This is a genomic window from Ochrobactrum sp. P6BSIII, from assembly GCF_014138065.1.
Lineage (GTDB): Bacteria > Pseudomonadota > Alphaproteobacteria > Rhizobiales > Rhizobiaceae > Brucella.
Genome location: NZ_JACGXB010000023.1, coordinates 14,623 through 33,971, shown reverse-complemented (window position 1 = coordinate 33,971; position 19,349 = coordinate 14,623). Strand labels below are relative to the sequence as shown.

The window sequence follows — 19,349 nt, the reverse complement described above, 5'->3', positions numbered from 1 at the left end:
TCGGAGAGCGGCTAGAGCCGTTTCAAAAAGTGTCGTTCCTGCGCCGTGAAGCCATGGCGCTCGTAAAGCCGGGTCGTGACCGGATCGCCGCCCAGGCCAACCATATTGATCGCCTGACAGCCCTTTGACCGTGCCCACGCCTCATATTCGGCAAGCATCTTCACAGCGCCTCGGCCCCGATAAGCAGGATCGACCCACCAGACGAGTTCTTGCGCGCAAAGCTCTAGGCTGAAGAAATGCTGCTGAATGATCGCGGCGAAGATGCCTCGCAGGCTGCCGTCAAGTTCAAGGACGAGAGCGAGTGAGTTTTCATCCGCAAGAACCCGGTCGATGGTCTGCATAGCCAGCGCTGGACTGAATGCCAGACCGGCGCCGCTTTCAGCATGGAAGCGCTTCACCATCGACAGGATAGCCAGCCGATCCGAAGCGATAGCCTGCCGGATCATTGGTTGGCTGCCCTGACATTGGCACCGATACGCTGTGCTGCTGCTGTCGCTACCTTGCCTGCCTTCTGCCCCCAGAAGTGTTCCCACTCTCCAACTGTCGATGCATCCACGAAGAAGTCATCGGAAGGGTCGCGGAGTTTCTGATCCTCGTGTGACCGGGTGCTCGGATTGTACCGGGTAAATTCGTGGCTGTGGCTGGCACAGGTGAGCGTTACACTGCCCTCCTCGCCTTCCTTCGGGGTCTTGATCTCGATTTCATCAACAAAGCCGATGAAGCGATTGACCGCAGGCGCGACCAGTTGACGAGTGAGCGGCGAGAACAAGCCACGGTAAACCTCGACCTGCCCTTGCTTCAGATCATAGCCGCGAACGATGTTTTCGACCGCCGCGTCAATCTGGTTCATCACAACCGAGATCGTCTGAACTGTCAGATTGGCGACACCCGGAATATCGCTGATCGAAATCAGTGTGCCGGAACCTTCGAAGTTGCGTGTCTCTGCAAGGCCGGTATTCGGATTAAGCATCGGCGCTTGCACATCGCCAACATCTGACCAGAAGCCGTAGGAGAAGTTTGCTCCGGTCACCCGGTCACGCGCTACCAGCCATAGGAAGTCCCGCGCCACCAGTTGGCGAGCTTGCAGAGCCGCGTAGTTTTCAGGTGAAAGGTTTCTCATCGGCTCTCAAAACCCTGAAAAGTGATCACCCCTCGCCCGGTAGACAATTCAGCCGTGGTATTGATCGACCCCGGCACAATGGTCATCAGGCATGACGGCTTAGCCAGCGTCACAGCGTCACCGACTGCCGAGACCGGCCAGAGGTGCGGCCTGACTTCGACCGACGTTCCCGACACGTTGACAATCTGGTGAAGGTTGTTACCGCCGATTTGGATGTAATCGCCAACGCTGGCAACGTACCCAGCCGGAAGGCCGGATAAGCCTACCGTCTTTCGATCCGTGGAGATGGAGCCGACCGTTACCGCCGATACGCTGCCCATGCCGGTACCGTTCGGATAGGCAATCGGATAACACCGACTTGTCGGTCTGCCCCGGAACTGTTGCAGCCCTCCTTCCAGCGCCTTCAACCGCGCGCGCCAAGCGTCCAATTCATTCGGGCGCATAGATCGGGATTGGTATGAAGCCGTCCAGAGTGGCGAACCGAAGTCCTTGACGAAGGTCTGACCGATAGCCGTTCGGCTCGTTTCCTGCCGGTAAGCCAGATCAAAATCGGCAGACCAACCCGGAAAGTCTGAAAGGATGTCGTATGGGTACGTGATCGCCACTTAGCCACCCCTCCAGTTGCGGGTTGATTTCGCCTGTCTCATGGTCTCCACAACGCGCCCGCTGAACTCGGCCTGTTGCTTGGCGACAACCTGTTCAAGCCGTGCCACCGCCGCGGTGTCAGCACCGCGAGCGTCAATCTGGGGAGCGAACGTGAACGACCCGCCGCTACTGGAAACACCAGATCGGAGGTTAGGCATCATCGGAGCGCGGAGCTTATTGTTCGGGATGACCTGCTCGCCACCACTGAACCGGACCAACTCAGGCCCGTTCTCTCCCACGACGGCCAAGCCACGTGGCGCGGAGTTCGTTCCTTTGGCGAAGCCGGGGATAAGGCTCCCCAATCCACTGAACAGGCTCCCGAACAGGCCGCCGCCGGTTCCGCCAGTCGATGGCTTGAACAGAGCATCGAAAGCGGCGTTCAGAAGCATGTCTGCGAGCTTGTCGAGAATGTTTGAAAGCGCATCGCTGAAGCTCTCCGCCCCACGAATGGCCCCTGACATGCTCGACTTGAACGTGTCGTAGAACTCACTTGCGGCCTGATCCGCTCTATCCTGCTGCTCCTGTACCCGACGAAGCTCATCGGCCTGCCGTGCATAGGCATCAGAAACCTGATCAATCTTGGCGCGCTGATCTTCTGAAAGCTTGATGTTCGAAAGGTCAGTCTGACCCTTCTTAATCGCCTCATCGCGCAGCTTGGCTAGTGCCTGCTGCTCCAATTCCAGCGACATGCGCCGCTTTTCCTGCTCCTGATACGATTTCCCGACCAGTTGCGTTTCAAGCTGCATGGCGGCAATTCTGTCCTGAATTGCACGTACATCGTCATCGATCTGTTGGTCAGCAGTCTTCTGGTGCGTTTTGGAACCGGACCCTGCCGCCTTTGCCTTGGACGCCTTGGCCGGTACGGCATAGTCAGCAAGCGAAACTGGTTTGATCGGCTCGGCAGGCTTAGCGGTTACGCGGTCGCCCTTCGCAGTGGTTAAAGGGCCGAATGCCTCATTGATGCGTTTGGCCGCATTGGCCGAGACTTCAGCCTGCTTGTTAAAGTCAACAACCTCTGCTGCCGCATCTTCAAACATCCTGCCGACATTGCGCAGGCCGGTTTTCTCACCAAGCCATGTACCAAATTCGGTTGCAGCGCTGTTTATGTTGTTGAGCGCTTCTCCGAAATTATTGGCCCATCCGATGGCTTCATTAAACGCATTGCCGATGTCCCGGATAAGAGATGCCAAATCCGCAAAGACCGGCTTCATTTGCTCGGCTACGTTGGCATTTTCGTTAAACTTTACAGCGGTATCGACCAAGATATTATAAAGCTTGGTGAATTCATTTGAGAGCGTTGGCGTGGTCTTGGACGCCAAGTCCTGAATTACTGGTGCACCTGCCTCAAATGCCGCAAAGAATGCCTTTGATGACACTTCCCCGTTCTTGACGAGGTTGGTCAGGGCTGCGACATCGCCGCCCGCTTCCTTCAAGCCAGCCGCTACAGCGCGAAGGACAACCGGCATACCTTCTTGGATGGAATTGTATTCTTCCGCCCTGACGATGCCCGTACCAAGCGCCTGAGCAAGCTGGAGCATCGGACCTGCCGCTTCGGCGGCGCTGATCCCTTGGGCCTTCAGAGAGGCTGCAAGGTTATCGGTAAAACCAAGAAGCTGTTCGTTCGAAATGCCCAGCTGGTTCTGTACAATGGCAACCCGGCCATAAACTGTCGCCAGAGTGCCGATTTCAGCGCCATTCTTCTGCGCTGACTGAAAAAGCGCCTCATAAGTCTTCTTTAGGTTGTCGCCTTCAAGACCTGCCACTTTCAGGCTGTTGGTAATCTTGGTCCCGGCGTCGATGATCTGCTGTGCGCCCTGAAGGGTGAAGCCAGCAAGAAGACCTTTTGCGAGGTTTCCCGTATTGCCGCCAATGCCCCCAAGGCTGGCATTGATACGCTTGACCGACGCCGACGTGGTGCGCTCCATTTGTCGCATCTGACGAGCCATGACGCCATTCGCACGGTTCATCGAGTTTTCGAACTTCTTGTAATCAGCCGATAGCTGTACAACAAGACGCTCAAGATCAGTCGTTGCCATCAGGGGGCCTCATGATGAACCGAATTAATTTGCTTGCGATTTTTGCGTTGCTATCGGCTAACGCTCATGCCGAAACTGCCGATGACGTTTGCCCTTACGCTGGCAAACTGGCCGAACAGATTATGATTTCACGACAGAGCGGCGTGGAGATCAGCCAATTTTTGAAGGACGTTAAATTTGAACCAGAAATAAGGAAGTCAGCCCGGAAAATGGTATTTGATGCCTACGCGCTACCCTTGATGAAGAGCGAAGCATCAAAAAAAGAGGCAATCCGAAGTTTCAAAGAGAGCGTAGAGGTTCGCTGTTACCGAGAACTTTCGGACTAGCCCCTCGCCTGCACCATTTCCCAGAGTTCGTCCTTGTCTTTATCCGACAGCGCACCGGCCTTTTCTGGGAAGTGCACTTTCGCGTAGCCATCAACAGATGCCATATATTCCCACATAGACATCTCTTTGACCTCGGCCACTGAAAGACCTATTGCGGCTCCGTTTCCGTAGATTGCGGCAAATCTGATTTTTCCGTTGGGGAGGTCATCGATTGGCTCCCCTGATTTGCCGCTTCGTCCTCCCCCACCTTTTCCTCCGGCGCTCCCATCAGGCCAGCCGTAAGAATGGCTCTCGCCAACAGAAGGTTCTCCATGGGTGGCCGAAGTTCAACGTATTCGCGAACCAAGCTCAGGGCGGCGGGAGGAGTTAAGCCCCCGCCGATAAGTCCGTATCGGATAGTTTCGCGGATATCGTTCATTTTCCAAGTGCCGCTAACCAAGCGGTCGAGGATGACATAAGGACCGGCATCACAAGCCTCTTGCAGACTTGCAAGCTGGCCCCATCTCAGGGCGAACGTATATTTGTCGTTGCCGAAGTCCGTTGTTAGGCTCGCGTCTCGGCTCATGGGGTTACCGGCGTCCAGGTTTCGGTAACTTCGCCATCGGATTGCATCGACACATTGATGGTAACGCGCCCGCCGCTTTCCGCGCCAAGCTCGAAACTTTCAAACTTGAACTTGCCCAGATAGACAAGCGTACCCGTCGAAAATTCGATCTCGATACGGACCGATACGCCGTCCATGTTTTGGCGCGCTTCGGACCAAGTTGGAACTGCTTCAGCCGCCAAGACACCTTCACCGCTGATCTGGGCAGACATCGACTGAATATCGCGGGCCGTCCAGAACGGTGCGTCAGGATCGTCGCAATCTGGGATTTCAATTTCGTTCAAATTGTTGGAAAGCGTGAATGACTTCGAAGTGAAGCCGCACGGCATTGCGAAGGTTTCAGGCGTTGCGCCGTCGCCCAGAAGGACGAGGAACTTGCCGAAGCGCGCAGTTACTGGTCTTGCCATTGTGGTTGCTCCATAAAAAAAGCCGCCCACAATGGACGGCGTTCAAATGCTCGGATTTTGGTTGTTATGGCTGTTCTACAAACGCCTCGAAGGTCATCGCCCCTTGGCTAGTCAGGCCATCGGGATCGCTGATCATGCGTGTAATTCGGTGTGAGAAGGTCACGAGCGCGTTAGTCGGAAGCTCGACGCCATCTTTTGGCAGAGCATTCCTGACAGCATCTGTGATCTGTCTGCATTCTGGGAAGCCGACCGCCCGCGACCAAGCGCTAAGCTGGATGGTGATATCAAAACCGTCGATGCATTCCGCGTCATCACTCGTTTCTGTAAATGACCCGAATGATACATATGGGAACTGTGCGTTTTCCGGCACTCGGTCGTAAATGCGGCCATTCACTAGTGCTGTTACGGCAGGATTGCCCCTCAGCAGATCGAAAATAGCCTTTTGCAATTCCAGAGACGGTGAAGTCATTGGGATGCTACCTTCTTCGCGGCTCTGTTGATTGCTCTCGTTACCCGGCTGCGGGATCGCTTTCGAAGTGCACGGAATGCCGGATAAAAGTAAGGTCTATCCTTCATTTTCTGGGTGCCGAACTCGACCCACCGGGCGTAATAGGCTTCACTATTACCGGCGTAGATTGTGATCGTCAGATCGCCAGCTAATTGCGCTGCCCTGACTTTCCCCAGCGTCATTGCGCCTTTTGGCACCTTTCCCCATGTCCAGCCGATACTGTCCTTGAGGTCGCCGGTATCCATCGGTACGAGGCTTTGAGCTAAAGTGACGATCTCGTCTGCTGACTGCTCAAGGGCGATTTGGATTTCCTGCCGTGCGATCTGCGGTATGGCACTCAGCTTCTTTTGGAGCTTTTGAAGCCCTAGGATTTTTGCGTATGTCGCCATTCGCCTTTCCTCGGTGTCTTAATGCGCTCTGCCTTCCCCTGCTCGACAGCCTGGGCGGCACACGTTGTCGTCACCGATCCAACGAACCCCACTGGATAAACTGTCCGGCATTGAGGTGTTGGCTTGAAAACGAACGGTTCAGTAAACTTCACCCAAGGCATGACATCACCCCGTCGCTACGCCGCTTTCGCACGTGAGCGCGATGAATTGGCGGTTAACTTCGTGCTCTATATCTCTGATATTGAACGCTTTTCCGGTACGCACATCCCGAAGCATCCAGTCCGTGGAAATCAGCCGCGTATTGGACGAGTTGCGAACCCGGATAACCTGGATGTGCTTGCCTTGAAGACGGCCAGCCATAACGGCTTCGGACCCTCTGAGGTGGATGAACTCGGCGCGGGTCTGGAACTGCTCGACAAATTTGCCCTGAGTATTGCCCTGACCATCGTCAACGTCTTCGCGCTTATCGAGTGCGACCTTGTAATAAAGGCTTCCTGCGGAGCGGTTGTCTGCCATGGCTGCCTCTATCAGTATGCAAAGGATCGGTGATGGGCGGTCATCGCTTTGACAGCGGCGGGTACTTCCTCGCCTGACTTGTCATAAAAATGCTCGGCCAGCATCAATGACGCCTGAACAAGCTTCACCGGCACATTCCCGGCCCCGATCCCAGCAGTGAAAACAACGGTTGCGCTTTGCACTCGCGGCGCATTATCGATCACAAGGCGGTTGTCCACGATCTCATAATCTGTGATCGCACCCGGCACGCCGACCTCATCAACGTATGTGATCGACGTGATTTCCGGGTTTGGGTAGCCATCAAATGGCAGGAGGAAGTTGGTTCCGGTCGCGGTAAACTCGGTTTCGAGCAGCACCGTCCCGCAAGCGTCCTGTACCCACTCAACGGCTGCATCAAGGTACTGCTGAAGGATCGCATCATCGTCACTGTTGAATACGCCGGTATCATCGGCATTGCGTGTCTGTTTGCGCAGAAGATCGAGCGAGACGACTTCACCGACCGGATTTCCAGACTGTACGATCTTCATGGCACCCTCATAATTGGAAGAACGGGGCGCAATGAAGCGCCCCGCTTGTGATCGATTACGGGGTTACTGGTTCCGTCAGATCGCCGTAGATAATGCCTTCCGGGCGAAGAGTTTCGAGCTGGATACGCTCTTCCAGAAGGATCGTGACCTTGTTGGTGACGAAGTTGTCACGGTCTTCAGTCGAACGGCGAATTTCGATGCCCTTGCGCTGCCAGAGAAGCGTATTGCCGACGAAGCCACCGACGATAAACTTGCCCTGGGGGATACCCTTGGTGCGCACGACTGGCAGGCCCCAAGCGGTATTTCCCGCGAAGGCTGGGTGCAGGTAGTGACCCTCCCCGTCCTTGGTCAGATCGAGCGCAGCGGCGTCGAGGTGGTTCATTACGACAGCCGAGGCAACCAGATCGGCTTCCGCGACCTGTGCGATGGCGATACGGATATCATCCATGGCATTCGTCGGGGTGATATTCGGGACAGTGCCCGGCACATACGCGGTCGAGTTGGCAATCAAGCCATCAACACGGTTGGCCGTACCAGGACCGTTCAGGACTTCCGCTTCTTCCTTCAACAGAAGGCCATAGAGACCACGCTGATTGATGTAGGCTTCGAGGCCGTCAACATCATCCAGCGTTTCTTCGTTGATACGGAAGAAGTGAGCCATCTTGACCATCGGGGCCGATTTGGCCTCAAAGACAAGCTCGGATTGCGGCTTCTGTGTACCGGGAGCAACCGTTGCCGCATTATTGGTATAGCCCGTTTCCTGAAGGTATTCGATCACTGCCGCAGAAGTTGGCGATGATGGAATAACGTCACGCAGGAACAATGTCTGGTTCACCGGCTCGATGAGACCGCGATTGGCACGACGGACGCCAGCAGGCAGCGTGACGGCGCCAAACGAGGCGGACGTGATGTCCTTGATCTCGACGGTCTCACGGCCCATGATGCGGGACTTGAAGTCCTTCTGTTCCGCGACAAGGCGACCGAACGATTTTGCTTCGTCCTTGCGGGCCGACATCTGGCGGGTGACATCAACCATCTTTTCGCCAAGCTCTTCGATTTCCTTGCGGCTATCTTCGATACGGCTCTTGATGTCGGTGATGTCCTCACCGGAAGCCTTCTTCTCATCGAGAAGCTTCAGCTTTTCGGAAAGGTCGGTCTGCGCCTGCTTCACTTCGACAAGCGTCTTCGTTGCGCCGTCAAGCGCTTCCTTGATTTCGATGTCCATGGGGTTTCTCCTATGACGGACAATCAGAGTTTGAAGGCGCGGGAAATGGCCTTCGCGGTCTCCGAAGCGGACGCGTCACGCTGTCCATCGCCCAGAGCTTGCGGCGCGAGCGCGGCTTGCGCTTTTGCCAGCCAAGCAGGGAAGCCCGCGTCTCGCAGGGCATCTTCCACGGCTCGTTTGAGAGGAACGAAATCACCCGATTTCGTCGCCTGAATTACATCATTAACGCTCTTCACAGCGTCCACACCGGCCTCGATTTGCATTGGGAACGGCACTACCGACACTTCGAAAAGCTCGACCTGCTTCAGTTCACGGGCATTGCCCTTCCGATCTGCCTTGATCGTTCGATAGCCGATAGAAAGGCCGGAAATCGCGCCCATCTTCAGCAGATCGAACGTTTCCCGCCCCTTGACGGTCGATAAGGCCAGCTGACCAGTGACGCGCAGACCGTTTTCATCTTCCTTAATGTCCGTCCACTTCCCGATAGGCGTATCGGTGTAATGGCTCCAGAGCATCAGAGGGTGGCGCTTGGTCAAGCTGTCCTGATACGCGCCCGGCACAACGATATCGCCGCCCTGATCGATGATGTTGAAGCGTGAGGCGTAACCCGAAATCACGCCTTCATCGCTCACAGCCTCGGCTTCAAGGCTGGCGAATTTCGTTTCAAGCTGCATTGTTTGCCTCTTTGGTCGTGGAGGACGGGATGAAATCGCCGCCGGTAACCGGGTTCATACCCATGCGGGAGCGGACATCGTTCTGTGTCTCCCAACCCGTATTGTTGCCGAGAGCCTTGGCGGCATAATCGGCCTTCGTCGTCAGATCGCCCCGGTAATATTGCGTTTCATCGAGGTTCACGAACTCGTCAGCCCGGAGAAGCGAGAACTGGATGGCCTGTTCCCACCGTCGCAGCCACGGCGATAGCGTCACTGTGACGTGATAATCCATGGCGTCAGATATGCGGGTCAAAGACTGGCCAGCAGCATCATGAGCAAGGAATATCGGGTGGATGCCATAGGCCCGCGCAACCTCTTCGATGAGAAAGCGGCGGGTTTCCATAAGCTGCATTTCAGCCTGTGTTGGAATGATGCTCTTATACTGCGCGCCACTGTCGAAAATAGGCGTTCCTGGCAGTTTGTCCTTGATCGCCGCATGAACCATCTTCGCAGCATCTGGAGATAAGGTCTGATCCGAAGTGATGTAGCCGGGGATCGACTTCTTTGCGCCGTCCTCATCCTGTCGGTCTTCCAACCGCAGGGAAAGCTCCAGTACCTTCCTGATCTCCGTCGAGATATCCAGCCCCTCTGTATCGTCCCAGCGCGGCGAGGTGATCTCGATGAAATCCTTGCGCGTGGCATTCTCGATAGAGCCGAGACCGGTAATCGTGCCGCTGTAGAAAACTTTGCCGGTATCAGGGTCTTTGCGAGGCTGGAACCCGCCGTCAGTGATCGGGATCAGTCGGCGGATTTTCCCCTTATACCCACGGTCGATATACGCCCGGCCAACTCCCTCGAATACCGCATGAAGCGTCAGAGTTTCGATAAACTCACCCGGCGTCATGTAATCGTTCGGTGCCACGGTCAGGCGCTCGTACAGATCGCCTTCCATTGTCGGCTTGCGAATGATCCGTCCGTCGCCGTCATAACTCTTGGTGCCGGTGATGATTGGCATTGCCGCCACACCTTCACAGATGCGCAGACCGGCAGCGAGAGACGCGGCCACGCGGAGATATCGCTGAGTGGCGATGATCTCCCGCTCGAAGATGTATTCTTGATAGAAGCGATTGCCGTTGAGGTCGTAATCCTTCTTGCCGAATGGCCATAGTTTCATGCGACCAGAACTCCGCTTTCCATGTAGCTGCGCTTGCCCTTGCGATCAGATTTAGACGCCCCGACCGCCATGGCTTTCGACACCATGCCGTCAATGCGCCCGCGAGAGCGGCTCTTGTCGAACATCTGGTTTCCCATCCCATCGGCGCGCAAAACAGCGTTCGACGCGCAAACGTCTGTCATCTTGTTTGCGTCGATGGTGACTTCCTGTTTCAGTATCTTGTCGGTGAACCGGCTTATCGAGTGAGGCATACAAAGCTGCCTATCCTCGAATGCTACCTTCAGGCCCTGGGCATGGGTAACGATCTTCAATCCCGCCCCTGCTGGCTTATCTGGCCCCATATAGCGCCAGACTTGCAGGTTGATTTCCTCGCAGGCCGATATGAAGCTGGTCACATAGGCCGGATCAACGGTCAGACTGTCCACCTGCTGCGATGCAACAAGCTCCGCTACACGGGCTGCAACGAAGGTGTAATCAATCGTTTCGCTGTCGCAGATGGTGATATGACCATCACGCTCATAGGACGCATATGGAATGCGGTCTGAGGCTTCACGTGCTTCCAGTCCGGTCCGTGTGGTCCAATACCAGCTTTTGAGTGAAAGCCTGTCGTCATCGTCACGCCAGCAAGCCGAAAGCGCGGTCAAATCGTTCTTCTGCGACAAGTCGAGCGCAAGAAAGCACGGAATATCCTTGCAATCTTCCTCATTTACCTCGCCCTGAACGGCGCGCCATGCGCTTTCATCATCCAGCCAGAAGCCCGATGAACCCACCGGAACACCGAAAAACAGACGTTCCGTAGCTAGTCGCATTGCTGCGTTGTGTTTAGCCGATACGACACGCTTGCGGACGTTTTCTATAGGATACGTCACACCAAGAGCTGGGAGCGCCTTAACCCAGCAGCTTTCGTCCTCGAATGGCTTATCCTCTTTGTCAACGCGGGCGATGTATGCGAAGGCGCTATCGTCTTCGATCATCCCTTCAACAACACGCTGATAAATCTCCGAAAGATCGGTAGCCACCGCTTGGTCTGATGCTGGCGTATTCGTGCCAAGTATCATCAGCGGGTCGCCCGGCATCTTGTCGATAGCCGCTTTCCAGAGGTCGATAGCCTTGCTTGTGCGCATTTCGTGCACTTCGTCGGCAAATACCGCCATCGGCTTTGGGCCGGAAATGCTGTCAGCAGAAGCGACCGGCAGGAACTTTGACTGCGTTTTCGGGTGCTCGATCTTCCATGCATTATCACCCGTGCCGCGAATAACGACATCGCCGCGAGTTTCCAGCGTTTCCCCGTCCCGATCTGGAATTTCTGACCGGCATAGCGCGACAGCATCAGAGAAGAGAACCTTAGCCTGATCACGATCATTCGCGATGGCATACGCCTCGGCGCGCTTGATCCCGCTATAGCCGATCATGTAAAGCCCGATGGCTCCCATAAGCGGTGACTTGGCCTGCCCCTTGCCCGTCTCAATCCAGGCATGACGGAACCGGCGGCGGCCCTGCGCATCGCGCCAGCCGAAGAGAGACCCGACTACAAAGACCATCCAGTCTAGAAGATGGAACGGCTCGCCTTCCTTCGCGCCTGCCGTAACGGTGAACATCGCTGGGAAGAAGCGGAAAGCCCTGTCTGCCTGTTCCACATCGAAATACAGGCCGCGCTTATGTCCGTTCTTCAGATCGTCCAGATGGCGCTTGCAAGCTGCCCTGACATACCGGCCTGCGATGATCTCACCTGATATAACCTTACTGGCGTACTCCGTTGTCCGGTCCAAGGAACTCGTCACTTGGAGCTGATCGGCCTTTTTCTTTCGGGCCGGTTTCTTTCGCGGTTGCTTCACCGAACATCGCCTTTTCTAGCTTTAGAAGACGGTCATTCAGCTTCTCACAAGCCGACCATGTGAAATTGAATACGTCACCGCCATTCGGGCCTTCCTTGACCGGCCCTTCCGCAGCAGCCACAGGGTAAAGAACCTCATATTCGACCCTCGCCCTGACATACCGATCGGCCCTCGCAAGGTTGACTTCCGTCACCGCGCTAACTTTTTCCAAAGCGCTCGTGATTTCTTTCCAGATGCGCACGGCAAGTTCCGCCCGCTCCTCGTTTTCTCGGAATATTTGCCGATATCGGGGTTGAATGATCTTCGCCATGTTATGTTATTACCCGTACCCTGCCTTACCGGCTTTTCTGAGTGAAAATGAAGGGGGCACGCGGGTCTCCAGCAAAGGCACCCCCTCTTAAAATTCACCGGGGGCTATCCCATTGAATTTACTTGCAATTCCATGGATGTGACGGGTCGACCGGTCTTCCATCCTCATCATGACCACTGATATAGCCTCTGTGAGTGAACCTCTGGGCCTGCTGGTCATGGCACTGCTTGCATACGGCAATGATGTTCTCTTCATCCAAGAAGAGATCGAGATTGCCCTTGTGATCCTGCTTGTGGTGAGCCACTGGAGCGTTGTGTGCGTTGCCCTTGCCTATGAGGTGCTTGCCACATCCCGGCCATTGGCATGTCCAGTTATCCCTATCCAGTACCCTGCGTCTTAGGCTTGACCATTGAGGGAGATTGTAGAGCGCTCGATGCTCTGGTCTGTGTGGTCTACGTCTATCCTTCATATCCCAGCCTTGGCTTCATCGTGGATACGAGAGGCTTGAGAGTGCGGAGCTTAGCCATTCATTTCTCTTGCAATGCTGGTGATGCTACTCTTCAATGCCTTTTCCAACGAAAGGGCGTGGGTCATGAGCAGTCATAAATCTATCGAAGATATCGACAAGGAAATCGCAGAACTTTCAGAGGCCATAGAGCAGCTTGAAAACGGCTCATGGAAGATCGAAACCCAGAAGATGGGTGAACCGAGGATCGATATGTCTAAGTTTCAAGCAGAGCAGTACAAGCGGATAATCAAATACCTTCAGGCTTACAAAGAACGGCTAGAAGCTGAATAGCCTTCTACCCCTTCGCCTTAAGCTCTGATGCTACTGCTGCCTCTGTCTGGTGATCCAGGTAGGCGTCTAGCAGGTCGTGCATCTCTGCCCGTATCTGGTCTGCTGCCTCGGTCTGCTGCCTCGGTCTGCCCTCGCATGATCGCGGCTAGGTGATGGTGCCGCAGTCCTACGATGTCCTGCCATGTGGCTTGCATGAACTGGATGGGCTTGGGCATTACACGGTGAACCGGATCGTATGGTTTGCCAGATCGCAGATAACCTTGCCATCAGCGCTTCGTAGTGTGCCCGCTGTGACGGACCCGATATTGGCTGAATGAACACCCTGTGTTTCAGCGGTCATCCGAAACGTGCCTTTGGCAACCTCGGTCGGCTTCTCCGCCCTTGGCAGCGCCATTGCAGGAACGGCAGCAGCTACAGGAGCGAGGCCGAGGAAGGAAAGGAAGCGGCGGCGGTTCATGAACTAACTCCTGATCCGATGGTAAAGAGCTTGATGGCAAATGCGCCAAATAGCGCTCCCCAGCCCCATTTTGGATTGACCATTCCAACCGCACCGACAACGGCCAAAGTAAACACTACTTCCCGCAACTCATTGAGTGTGGCCATATGCGATCCTCTATTGGTAAGTTCCGGGCCTGCCCACTTCACACCGCTTAATGAGGGCGCATACTCCCCGGAGCGGCAGGTGCGTTTTCTTCAAACACGAGTGTAGCCATGGCCTCATCGCCCGGTGGGATGAGCAAAGGATAGCCGCTCCTCAGAAACGAAAAAGCCGCCACCCGAAGGCGACGGCTGAGATGTTCGGAAATTCCGAATAACTGGATCGGCTTGGCGCATGCCCCGCATTTAACCAGTCTGCCCTATGTCATTAGGTGACGATGTGACTGGCACCGAATTTAGATCAGAACGGGCCGGACGCCATCCCGGCTAGGGTCGAGTGTTACCTGTCACAGCAGGGAACCCATCGTAGCGGCGCGCTTTCCGCTTCCCGATTATTTTGACGATGCGCTTCTGCTTTCAGCGCCGCCGTTCTGATTAGTTCCCGCACATAGCCGGGCCACTTGTCTGTGATCGGTATAAGTTGTTGCTGCTATCCCGGAACAGCACCGATCACCATGTGCGGAATTTCTGCGCTAGTCGGACCCTTTCGGGCGAGGCTCTCACAACGTCTTTACGCCACCCTTAACCGACTTCGGCTATCTTCGCTGGCCGTCAGCTACTTGCGAGGAGCCGCCTCGCATTCCGTGCACTTGCCTATCCAATGGATAGAATTTGCACATCTTTGTCACTTTCACCTCTTGGGCAAAAACCACCGTTCTCAATGGGTTTGGCATATATCAAGCTTATATCTTCGGCAGAAAGCGGCCAGCTACGGGTTCCATCTGTTTCCCAATGATGTGGAAGTACTACCTCCAAATCCTGTGGGAGTGCCTGTAGCAATTGGATTAGTTCTGAAACCTTCATTACGCAATCTTCCGTCTGCCATAACCCCGATTTGGCGCTGTGGGAGGATTTGCACCTCCCGGCAACCGGTTGGACATTCGGTCGCCTGCTACTTGCACCCGCTTATGCCGCCTTGCGCCTTTCAGTGTACTTCTGGCGGCGTCTTTCGTTTCGGGCGTCTGCCCATTCAAAGCTTCGGTCTTCTTCGCTGGAGATGGCCTTGTCATGCCGCCAATGTAGCGGTTGTTTCTCTGGCGCATGGTCTCCGATTGTGACCTGAATATGCCCGTTTTCAGGTGCAACATGCAACACGTCGAAACTGCCCATTTGGATATTTTGGGCGTTATTGCGATGGAAACCGGCAAAAATCTCCAATATTGCGCGATTTTTCCGCCTTCTCCCCGTTTCAACATGAAATCCTTGTTCGCGGCACCATCGACCGAACGGCCTACCTCCAACCTGTGCCATCGCCCAATTCCAGAGGCACCGGCGGCGATCTTCATTTGGGCAGTGCTTGATCATTTCCATGCACCGTTCCCACTCGCCAACCTGCTCATGAGAGAGACGGCTATGGAAGAAGGCTTCACGCTCCTCCTGGTATCGTTCCGCGCCCCATCCATTCATATCGGCCAGATCGTGGGAATATGGCAGGTTCTGCGCCTTCAACTGCTTTGGCTTGGCTGTCTGTGGCAGCCGCCGGTCAACTTCCGCGCCTCGGATGAACAGTTCAGCTATTTCCAACGGCGTCATGCTGTCCTCCTATCGTCCAAAAGGTCGAGTTGTTCGGCGTTCGGTCCAAATCGGCGGAACACCCTTTCATATACCATGCCGCTGATTGCATGTCGTTGCGGGGTTATGCCTGACAGGTCATTGGCGATGAATTGAAGACGGCCTAGCGGTATTGCATCCCATAATTCCAGCCATGCTGACGTATCGCGCTCAATCAGGCCACGGTTTGCAATCACCATGTCGGAGGCCATCCACAGGCCAAATTCATCCAGACATGCCTTGTTATTGGCCGTTTCAGCCAGTGTGGTCATAACCAGCCGGAAGTGACCTTCTCCATGGTTGCGCAGTATCCGGTCCAGCGTGGCGACCGCTCGTGTTTCGCCAATATCCGGGTATCGGTGAGCATCCACAATCTTGATGCCGTACTCTGCGCATATCGAATAAACACGAGGGTCAACTGTCATTCTGTCACCCTCACCCGCTTGCGCTTCTTGATTTCCCGGTCGATGTACCAACGGGCTTTTTCCAGGTCTTCAATCGCATCTTGCTTCAGATCGCAGCGCCAGATGTACTTCACAGCATTGCCAAGGTTAAAGCCCATGTGTTCCGTGATCTGGATGCACTCGATACCGCTTGGATGGCCGTTGTAATGGGCTGGACGGTTCACGTTGTCAGTCATGCCGCCCTCTTCTTGAATGCGCCCTTGCTGAACACCGCTTCAGCATCGGGATATTTGCCGTCAGAGAGCGTTACGCCGTCGCGGTGCATCACTGTGTTCTCTATTGCGTCCTTCGCTCTCCACGCCGCTATTTCGGCGTCATGCGGGTATTTGAAATACTGAGGCTTGTCGTCTTTCTTCACCACATAGACCTCAGTGCGCCAAGCGAGTTGAAACTTCCCGATAAATCCGTCTTCGGTCCATTCAGCATATGCCGTCTGTTGGTTCATTGCAGGAACCCTTCGAAAGCTGCTGGCATTTCAGGAGTGCCCGATTTGAACAGGGTAAACTCGGCTTCGAACTCGATTTCAGCGGATTGCCCCGGCTCGCCACGTCTGCGCTTGTGGTTGATGATCCATGCCTTGCCCTTGCTACCTTCGTATCGACGCACAAGGTCATCTCTCTTTTCCTGCCTGTATTCCTGCGGGATCAGTTCTTTGTAGAGCGGTTCGGGCCGGTACAGGGAGAACCACACATCCAGGTTCTGCTTCACACCGCCGCCGCCGTAGGCATCGCCCATCATTGGACGAAGGCTGCCGCCGGTCTTCCAACGTGCCTTCCATTCATCGTTACGCTGGATCAGGATCACGATTGCCACGTTGAGGCTCTTCGCTATGGCCTTCAGGCCACGGTACAAAGCATTGACACGCTCTGCGAATATCTCGCCTGCCTTGCCGGGTAACTGGATCATCTTGGCGTGGTCGATGAATACCAGATCGAGGCCAACAGACTTCTTCATCGCTTCCATTTTGATGCGAATGTCTGACAAGGTGCACTCTGCAAATGAAACGATATCGAACGGCAAGTCTGTGGACTTCATCATTTCGCCTTCGATCCGTTCCTTTTCGGTCGTGTTGAGCGCGAAAGCATCCAGCCGATCCAAGCTGATCCGGCTGGCCTGTGCCGCCGCCTGCAAAGCTGCCTCTTCGTCGGTGATTTCGATGGAGAAGAACGCCGTTCGATATCCAGCGAGCGCAGCATGACGGCATTGCGTGAGTGAAAAGGAGGTCTTGCCGCCGCCACTATCAGACATGAAGCCGACAAGATTGCCGTGCCTGATATCACCTACCGCCTGGCTAATCTCTGGCAAAAACCACGGAATGAGTTTGTTTCCGCTCACACTGTCCTTAGCCACCCGGTCGATTGCCTTGGGCAAGAGAACGCCATATTTCATCGAACCGGCGCGCTCGTTACCTTCCTGCGCTATTTCAGTCAGGCGATCAGAAGCTATTCCGATGAGCTTCTCCGGCGTCATGTCCACCGGCATGTTCACGCTCATGTCGCGAAGGTCATAGGCGAGATTAACCAATTCCTGCCGGGACCATCGTTCAAGGATCACGCGGGCATTGTCGTATGCGTGGAATGCCCCGACCGCTTCAAGCGAAAGACGCATCAGGTATTCCTTCAGCGTCAGCTCACCGATCTTCGCATTCTCTGGCAGGTACTGCTTCATCGTGACCGGGTTAGCTGCCCTGCCCTCTGCAATCATCTTCCCGGCAACTTCATAAACAGTTCGGTGCACATCTTCGCTGAAATGCTTCGGGTGCAAGATGCCAGCAACACGCCAGTATGCGGCGTTGTCGATCATGATGGCACCGAGCAGCGCTTGTTCCGCTTCGATGGACGTTGGCGGCTCTGGTCTGATTTCTCGTTCGTGGTAGCTCATGCCGCCCTCATCTGAAGCATCTTGTATTGCTGGGAAGCTGTAGCAGCGAAGGCGATACCGACCGCTTCGGCGGCGTCATGCTTCTTCACCGGGATTTTCAGCATCTGGCAGCGTTCCATTGCGGCCTTCTTCCAGTCCTTGCTTGCAAAGCCGGGTTTGCGGCCATAGCCAAGGAACTGTGAACGCCATGTGGCTGAAGGCATGGTCAGCCACGGTATGCGATAGGCTGAAATGATCGCCACGGCGGCACCGGACAAGCTGGAGAGTTGAAGAGCCGAAGGGTTAATCGTCTGTTCCTCCCTCTCGCCCGCCATGTCATGCTTCTTCTTTTTGAAGGTGACGACATTGCGCATCGGCTGTTCGATAGCCACGAAGTCAGGCCGTTCCGCCTTCAGCATCGCCACCAGTTGCAGACCGATTGACGATGCCTTCTCCTCGGCATTCTCGCCGGTCGCCGTGATGATGCCGGTGCGTATCGTGCTCATTGGTGCGCTTGGATCGTACCAGGCAAAGCCTGTCGTGGTTGCGATGTCCATCCCCAAGATCAGCATTCAATACCTCCCTGCAACCAGAGCAATTGGGGCGACGACAACGGCTACCGCCAGTAACGTCCATCCGGTGATGATGAGTGTTCGGGCGACACGCTGGCTCATTCGTCCCTACCTTCCCGAATACGAAGGGCGCTTTTAATGCCCATTCTGCGCAAGGCGTTCAGAACAGTGGTGTGATCCAATCCACCGAACTTCCGACCAAGTTCTGTCAACGTGATCGGGTCTTTCTCGATCCAGACCCGGTAGATGGCTTCAAATCGTGCTGCGATGACTGGACGGCGGCGGGTTTTGCTCAGAATGTCCTTTGCGCCTAAACCATGCTTCTCCGCCACTTCCTTGATGATGCCTTGGATTGAGTTAGCAGCCTCAACATCCGCAGCATCCAGCGGGAACCGTTCGGCGGCGGCTGCGAACATCTGGCGATCGCGCTCGATTTTCTCCTGTCTTGCCCGCTCTTCTGCCACCGGATCGCAGATCAACACGACCGGCTTGGGCTGGGCTGCTTTTCTTCGTGCTTCCTCACGTCGGCGCTGCTCTTCCACTGCTGCCTGATAACGCGGGTTTGCCTCTACATGACGGGATCGGGCGTACATCTTACGATGCCCTCCTTACTGGCTCTTGCCCCGCTTCTGCTCGTTTCTGGTAAAGGGCGCTGCGCTCATACAGAGGATCGCCAGCCAGAATACCGATCTTGCTACGGGTGTCTTTCTTTGGGATTTTGGCGACCATCTCTGCGAACTCAGCCTTGCGCTTCAGGATGATTTCGCTGAGTTCGATAGCGTCACCGGCTTTGATCGCCGCAGTCCGGGCGCGCTTTTGCGCCCGTGCCCTTGCCAACTGTGCTTCGTACCGTTCCGGGTTGATCAATCTATCGATCTTGGAAAGGGTAATACCCAGAGTTGCGGCGATGTCCGTCTTGTAGACGCCTGCGGCCAACATCTCGTTGATCTTGGCCGTGAGTTCTTGTTTCTGCTCTGGAGACATTAGGCCGCCTCCCCGCGAGCTTTGGCGAGCGCTGTCCCGTAAAAGCAACCGCACTCTCCTGCCTCGTAACACCGCAGGGCAGAAAACTCGTCTGGCCTTCCGTTAACCGGGCGCGGACAGTCACTTTTACAGACAACATCATACAGATCAGGCGCTGCGGCGATCAGGCGGGCGTTCGTTCTGAGGG

Annotated in this window: 28 protein-coding genes; 2 read left to right on the top strand and 26 right to left on the bottom strand. The window is 55.3% G+C overall.

Going from position 1 to position 19,349, the window contains the following annotated elements:
* Window positions 1-11: 11 nt before the first annotated feature.
* The 4 genes from FHW00_RS22755 to FHW00_RS22740 are packed head-to-tail and all read right to left on the bottom strand — an operon-like array spanning window position 12 to window position 3,801.
* Window positions 12-446 carry a GNAT family N-acetyltransferase gene (locus tag FHW00_RS22755; RefSeq protein ID WP_078337234.1) on the bottom strand — a complete coding sequence of 145 codons (435 nt, stop codon included), beginning with the start codon at window positions 444-446 and terminating at the stop codon, window positions 12-14.
* Window positions 443-1,120: a hypothetical protein gene (locus FHW00_RS22750; protein WP_078337235.1), complete on the bottom strand. Its 678-nt coding sequence runs from the start codon at window positions 1,118-1,120 to the stop codon at window positions 443-445. Before FHW00_RS22750 ends, FHW00_RS22755 begins: the two co-directional genes overlap by 4 nt.
* Window positions 1,117-1,725, bottom strand: a complete 609-nt coding sequence (locus FHW00_RS22745; RefSeq protein ID WP_078337236.1) for a hypothetical protein — start codon at window positions 1,723-1,725, stop codon at window positions 1,117-1,119. The genes FHW00_RS22750 and FHW00_RS22745 overlap by 4 nt, the downstream gene beginning before the upstream one ends.
* The gene (locus FHW00_RS22740; RefSeq protein ID WP_078337237.1) at window positions 1,726-3,801 is read right to left on the bottom strand and encodes a tape measure protein; all 2,076 of its coding nucleotides are present in this window, start codon (window positions 3,799-3,801) and stop codon (window positions 1,726-1,728) included. It lies immediately after the preceding gene.
* 11 nt (window positions 3,802-3,812) lie between these two features.
* On the opposite strand from FHW00_RS22740, the gene FHW00_RS22735 reads away from it, so the two are divergent.
* Window positions 3,813-4,127 carry a hypothetical protein gene (locus FHW00_RS22735; RefSeq protein WP_078337238.1) on the top strand — a complete coding sequence of 105 codons (315 nt, stop codon included), beginning with the start codon at window positions 3,813-3,815 and terminating at the stop codon, window positions 4,125-4,127.
* Here the strand turns inward: FHW00_RS22735 and FHW00_RS24635 are convergent.
* From FHW00_RS24635 to FHW00_RS22680, 12 genes are all read right to left on the bottom strand, one after another.
* Window positions 4,124-4,249: a hypothetical protein gene (locus tag FHW00_RS24635; protein WP_445557869.1), complete on the bottom strand. Its 126-nt coding sequence runs from the start codon at window positions 4,247-4,249 to the stop codon at window positions 4,124-4,126. The two genes, FHW00_RS22735 and FHW00_RS24635, sit on opposite strands and share 4 nt — an antisense overlap.
* Window positions 4,250-4,275: 26 nt before the next feature.
* Window positions 4,276-4,692, bottom strand: a complete 417-nt coding sequence (locus FHW00_RS22730; protein ID WP_078337239.1) for a gene transfer agent family protein — start codon at window positions 4,690-4,692, stop codon at window positions 4,276-4,278.
* A complete protein-coding gene (locus tag FHW00_RS22725; protein ID WP_078337240.1) occupies window positions 4,689-5,138 on the bottom strand; it encodes a phage tail tube protein in 450 nt (149 codons plus the stop codon). The genes FHW00_RS22730 and FHW00_RS22725 overlap by 4 nt, the downstream gene beginning before the upstream one ends.
* A 64-nt stretch (window positions 5,139-5,202) precedes the next feature.
* Complete coding sequence (locus FHW00_RS22720; RefSeq protein ID WP_078337241.1) at window positions 5,203-5,607, bottom strand: DUF3168 domain-containing protein; 405 nt, start codon at window positions 5,605-5,607, stop codon at window positions 5,203-5,205.
* Window positions 5,604-6,035 (bottom strand): HK97-gp10 family putative phage morphogenesis protein, encoded by a 432-nt coding sequence (locus FHW00_RS22715; protein WP_078337242.1) that lies wholly within the window; start codon window positions 6,033-6,035, stop codon window positions 5,604-5,606. The genes FHW00_RS22720 and FHW00_RS22715 overlap by 4 nt, the downstream gene beginning before the upstream one ends.
* A 165-nt stretch (window positions 6,036-6,200) precedes the next feature.
* Window positions 6,201-6,551, bottom strand: coding sequence for a phage head closure protein (locus tag FHW00_RS22710; protein ID WP_078337244.1), 351 nt, complete (start codon window positions 6,549-6,551; stop codon window positions 6,201-6,203).
* Between the two features lie 11 nt (window positions 6,552-6,562).
* Window positions 6,563-7,078, bottom strand: coding sequence for a hypothetical protein (locus FHW00_RS22705; RefSeq protein ID WP_078337245.1), 516 nt, complete (start codon window positions 7,076-7,078; stop codon window positions 6,563-6,565).
* A gap of 55 nt (window positions 7,079-7,133) precedes the next feature.
* A complete protein-coding gene (locus tag FHW00_RS22700; protein WP_078337246.1) occupies window positions 7,134-8,303 on the bottom strand; it encodes a phage major capsid protein in 1,170 nt (389 codons plus the stop codon).
* 23 nt (window positions 8,304-8,326) lie between these two features.
* Window positions 8,327-8,977: an HK97 family phage prohead protease gene (locus FHW00_RS22695; protein WP_078337247.1), complete on the bottom strand. Its 651-nt coding sequence runs from the start codon at window positions 8,975-8,977 to the stop codon at window positions 8,327-8,329.
* Window positions 8,967-10,130, bottom strand: a complete 1,164-nt coding sequence (locus FHW00_RS22690; RefSeq protein WP_078337248.1) for a phage portal protein — start codon at window positions 10,128-10,130, stop codon at window positions 8,967-8,969. The genes FHW00_RS22695 and FHW00_RS22690 overlap by 11 nt, the downstream gene beginning before the upstream one ends.
* Window positions 10,127-11,899 (bottom strand): terminase large subunit, encoded by a 1,773-nt coding sequence (locus FHW00_RS22685; protein WP_445558218.1) that lies wholly within the window; start codon window positions 11,897-11,899, stop codon window positions 10,127-10,129. The genes FHW00_RS22690 and FHW00_RS22685 overlap by 4 nt, the downstream gene beginning before the upstream one ends.
* Window positions 11,871-12,275: a hypothetical protein gene (locus FHW00_RS22680; protein ID WP_078337250.1), complete on the bottom strand. Its 405-nt coding sequence runs from the start codon at window positions 12,273-12,275 to the stop codon at window positions 11,871-11,873. Before FHW00_RS22680 ends, FHW00_RS22685 begins: the two co-directional genes overlap by 29 nt.
* A 592-nt stretch (window positions 12,276-12,867) precedes the next feature.
* On the opposite strand from FHW00_RS22680, the gene FHW00_RS22670 reads away from it, so the two are divergent.
* Window positions 12,868-13,074: a hypothetical protein gene (locus tag FHW00_RS22670; RefSeq protein WP_139364327.1), complete on the top strand. Its 207-nt coding sequence runs from the start codon at window positions 12,868-12,870 to the stop codon at window positions 13,072-13,074.
* Between the two features lie 214 nt (window positions 13,075-13,288).
* Here the strand turns inward: FHW00_RS22670 and FHW00_RS22665 are convergent, their stop codons facing one another.
* The 10 genes from FHW00_RS22665 to FHW00_RS22620 form a co-directional block, all read right to left on the bottom strand.
* The gene (locus FHW00_RS22665) at window positions 13,289-13,531 is read right to left on the bottom strand and encodes a twin-arginine translocation signal domain-containing protein (RefSeq protein WP_078337253.1); all 243 of its coding nucleotides are present in this window, start codon (window positions 13,529-13,531) and stop codon (window positions 13,289-13,291) included.
* On the bottom strand, window positions 13,528-13,677 hold the full coding sequence (locus FHW00_RS22660; RefSeq protein ID WP_176168287.1) for a hypothetical protein: 150 nt from the start codon (window positions 13,675-13,677) through the stop codon (window positions 13,528-13,530). The genes FHW00_RS22665 and FHW00_RS22660 overlap by 4 nt, the downstream gene beginning before the upstream one ends.
* Before the next feature lie 960 nt (window positions 13,678-14,637).
* A complete protein-coding gene (locus tag FHW00_RS22655; protein ID WP_078337254.1) occupies window positions 14,638-15,264 on the bottom strand; it encodes a hypothetical protein in 627 nt (208 codons plus the stop codon).
* Window positions 15,261-15,707, bottom strand: coding sequence for a hypothetical protein (locus FHW00_RS22650; protein ID WP_078337255.1), 447 nt, complete (start codon window positions 15,705-15,707; stop codon window positions 15,261-15,263). The genes FHW00_RS22655 and FHW00_RS22650 overlap by 4 nt, the downstream gene beginning before the upstream one ends.
* Entirely contained in the window at window positions 15,704-15,922 is a 219-nt protein-coding gene (locus tag FHW00_RS22645) for a DUF3310 domain-containing protein (protein WP_078337256.1), read from the bottom strand. Before FHW00_RS22645 ends, FHW00_RS22650 begins: the two co-directional genes overlap by 4 nt.
* Window positions 15,919-16,191, bottom strand: coding sequence for a hypothetical protein (locus tag FHW00_RS22640; protein WP_078337257.1), 273 nt, complete (start codon window positions 16,189-16,191; stop codon window positions 15,919-15,921). Before FHW00_RS22640 ends, FHW00_RS22645 begins: the two co-directional genes overlap by 4 nt.
* A complete protein-coding gene (locus tag FHW00_RS22635) occupies window positions 16,188-17,627 on the bottom strand; it encodes a DnaB-like helicase C-terminal domain-containing protein (RefSeq protein ID WP_078337258.1) in 1,440 nt (479 codons plus the stop codon). Before FHW00_RS22635 ends, FHW00_RS22640 begins: the two co-directional genes overlap by 4 nt.
* Window positions 17,624-18,178: a hypothetical protein gene (locus tag FHW00_RS22630; protein ID WP_078337259.1), complete on the bottom strand. Its 555-nt coding sequence runs from the start codon at window positions 18,176-18,178 to the stop codon at window positions 17,624-17,626. The genes FHW00_RS22635 and FHW00_RS22630 overlap by 4 nt, the downstream gene beginning before the upstream one ends.
* A gap of 98 nt (window positions 18,179-18,276) precedes the next feature.
* The gene (locus FHW00_RS22625; protein WP_078337260.1) at window positions 18,277-18,771 is read right to left on the bottom strand and encodes a helix-turn-helix domain-containing protein; all 495 of its coding nucleotides are present in this window, start codon (window positions 18,769-18,771) and stop codon (window positions 18,277-18,279) included.
* Window position 18,772: 1 nt separating this feature from the next.
* Window positions 18,773-19,162: a hypothetical protein gene (locus FHW00_RS22620; RefSeq protein ID WP_078337261.1), complete on the bottom strand. Its 390-nt coding sequence runs from the start codon at window positions 19,160-19,162 to the stop codon at window positions 18,773-18,775.
* Window positions 19,163-19,349 lie beyond the last annotated feature (187 nt).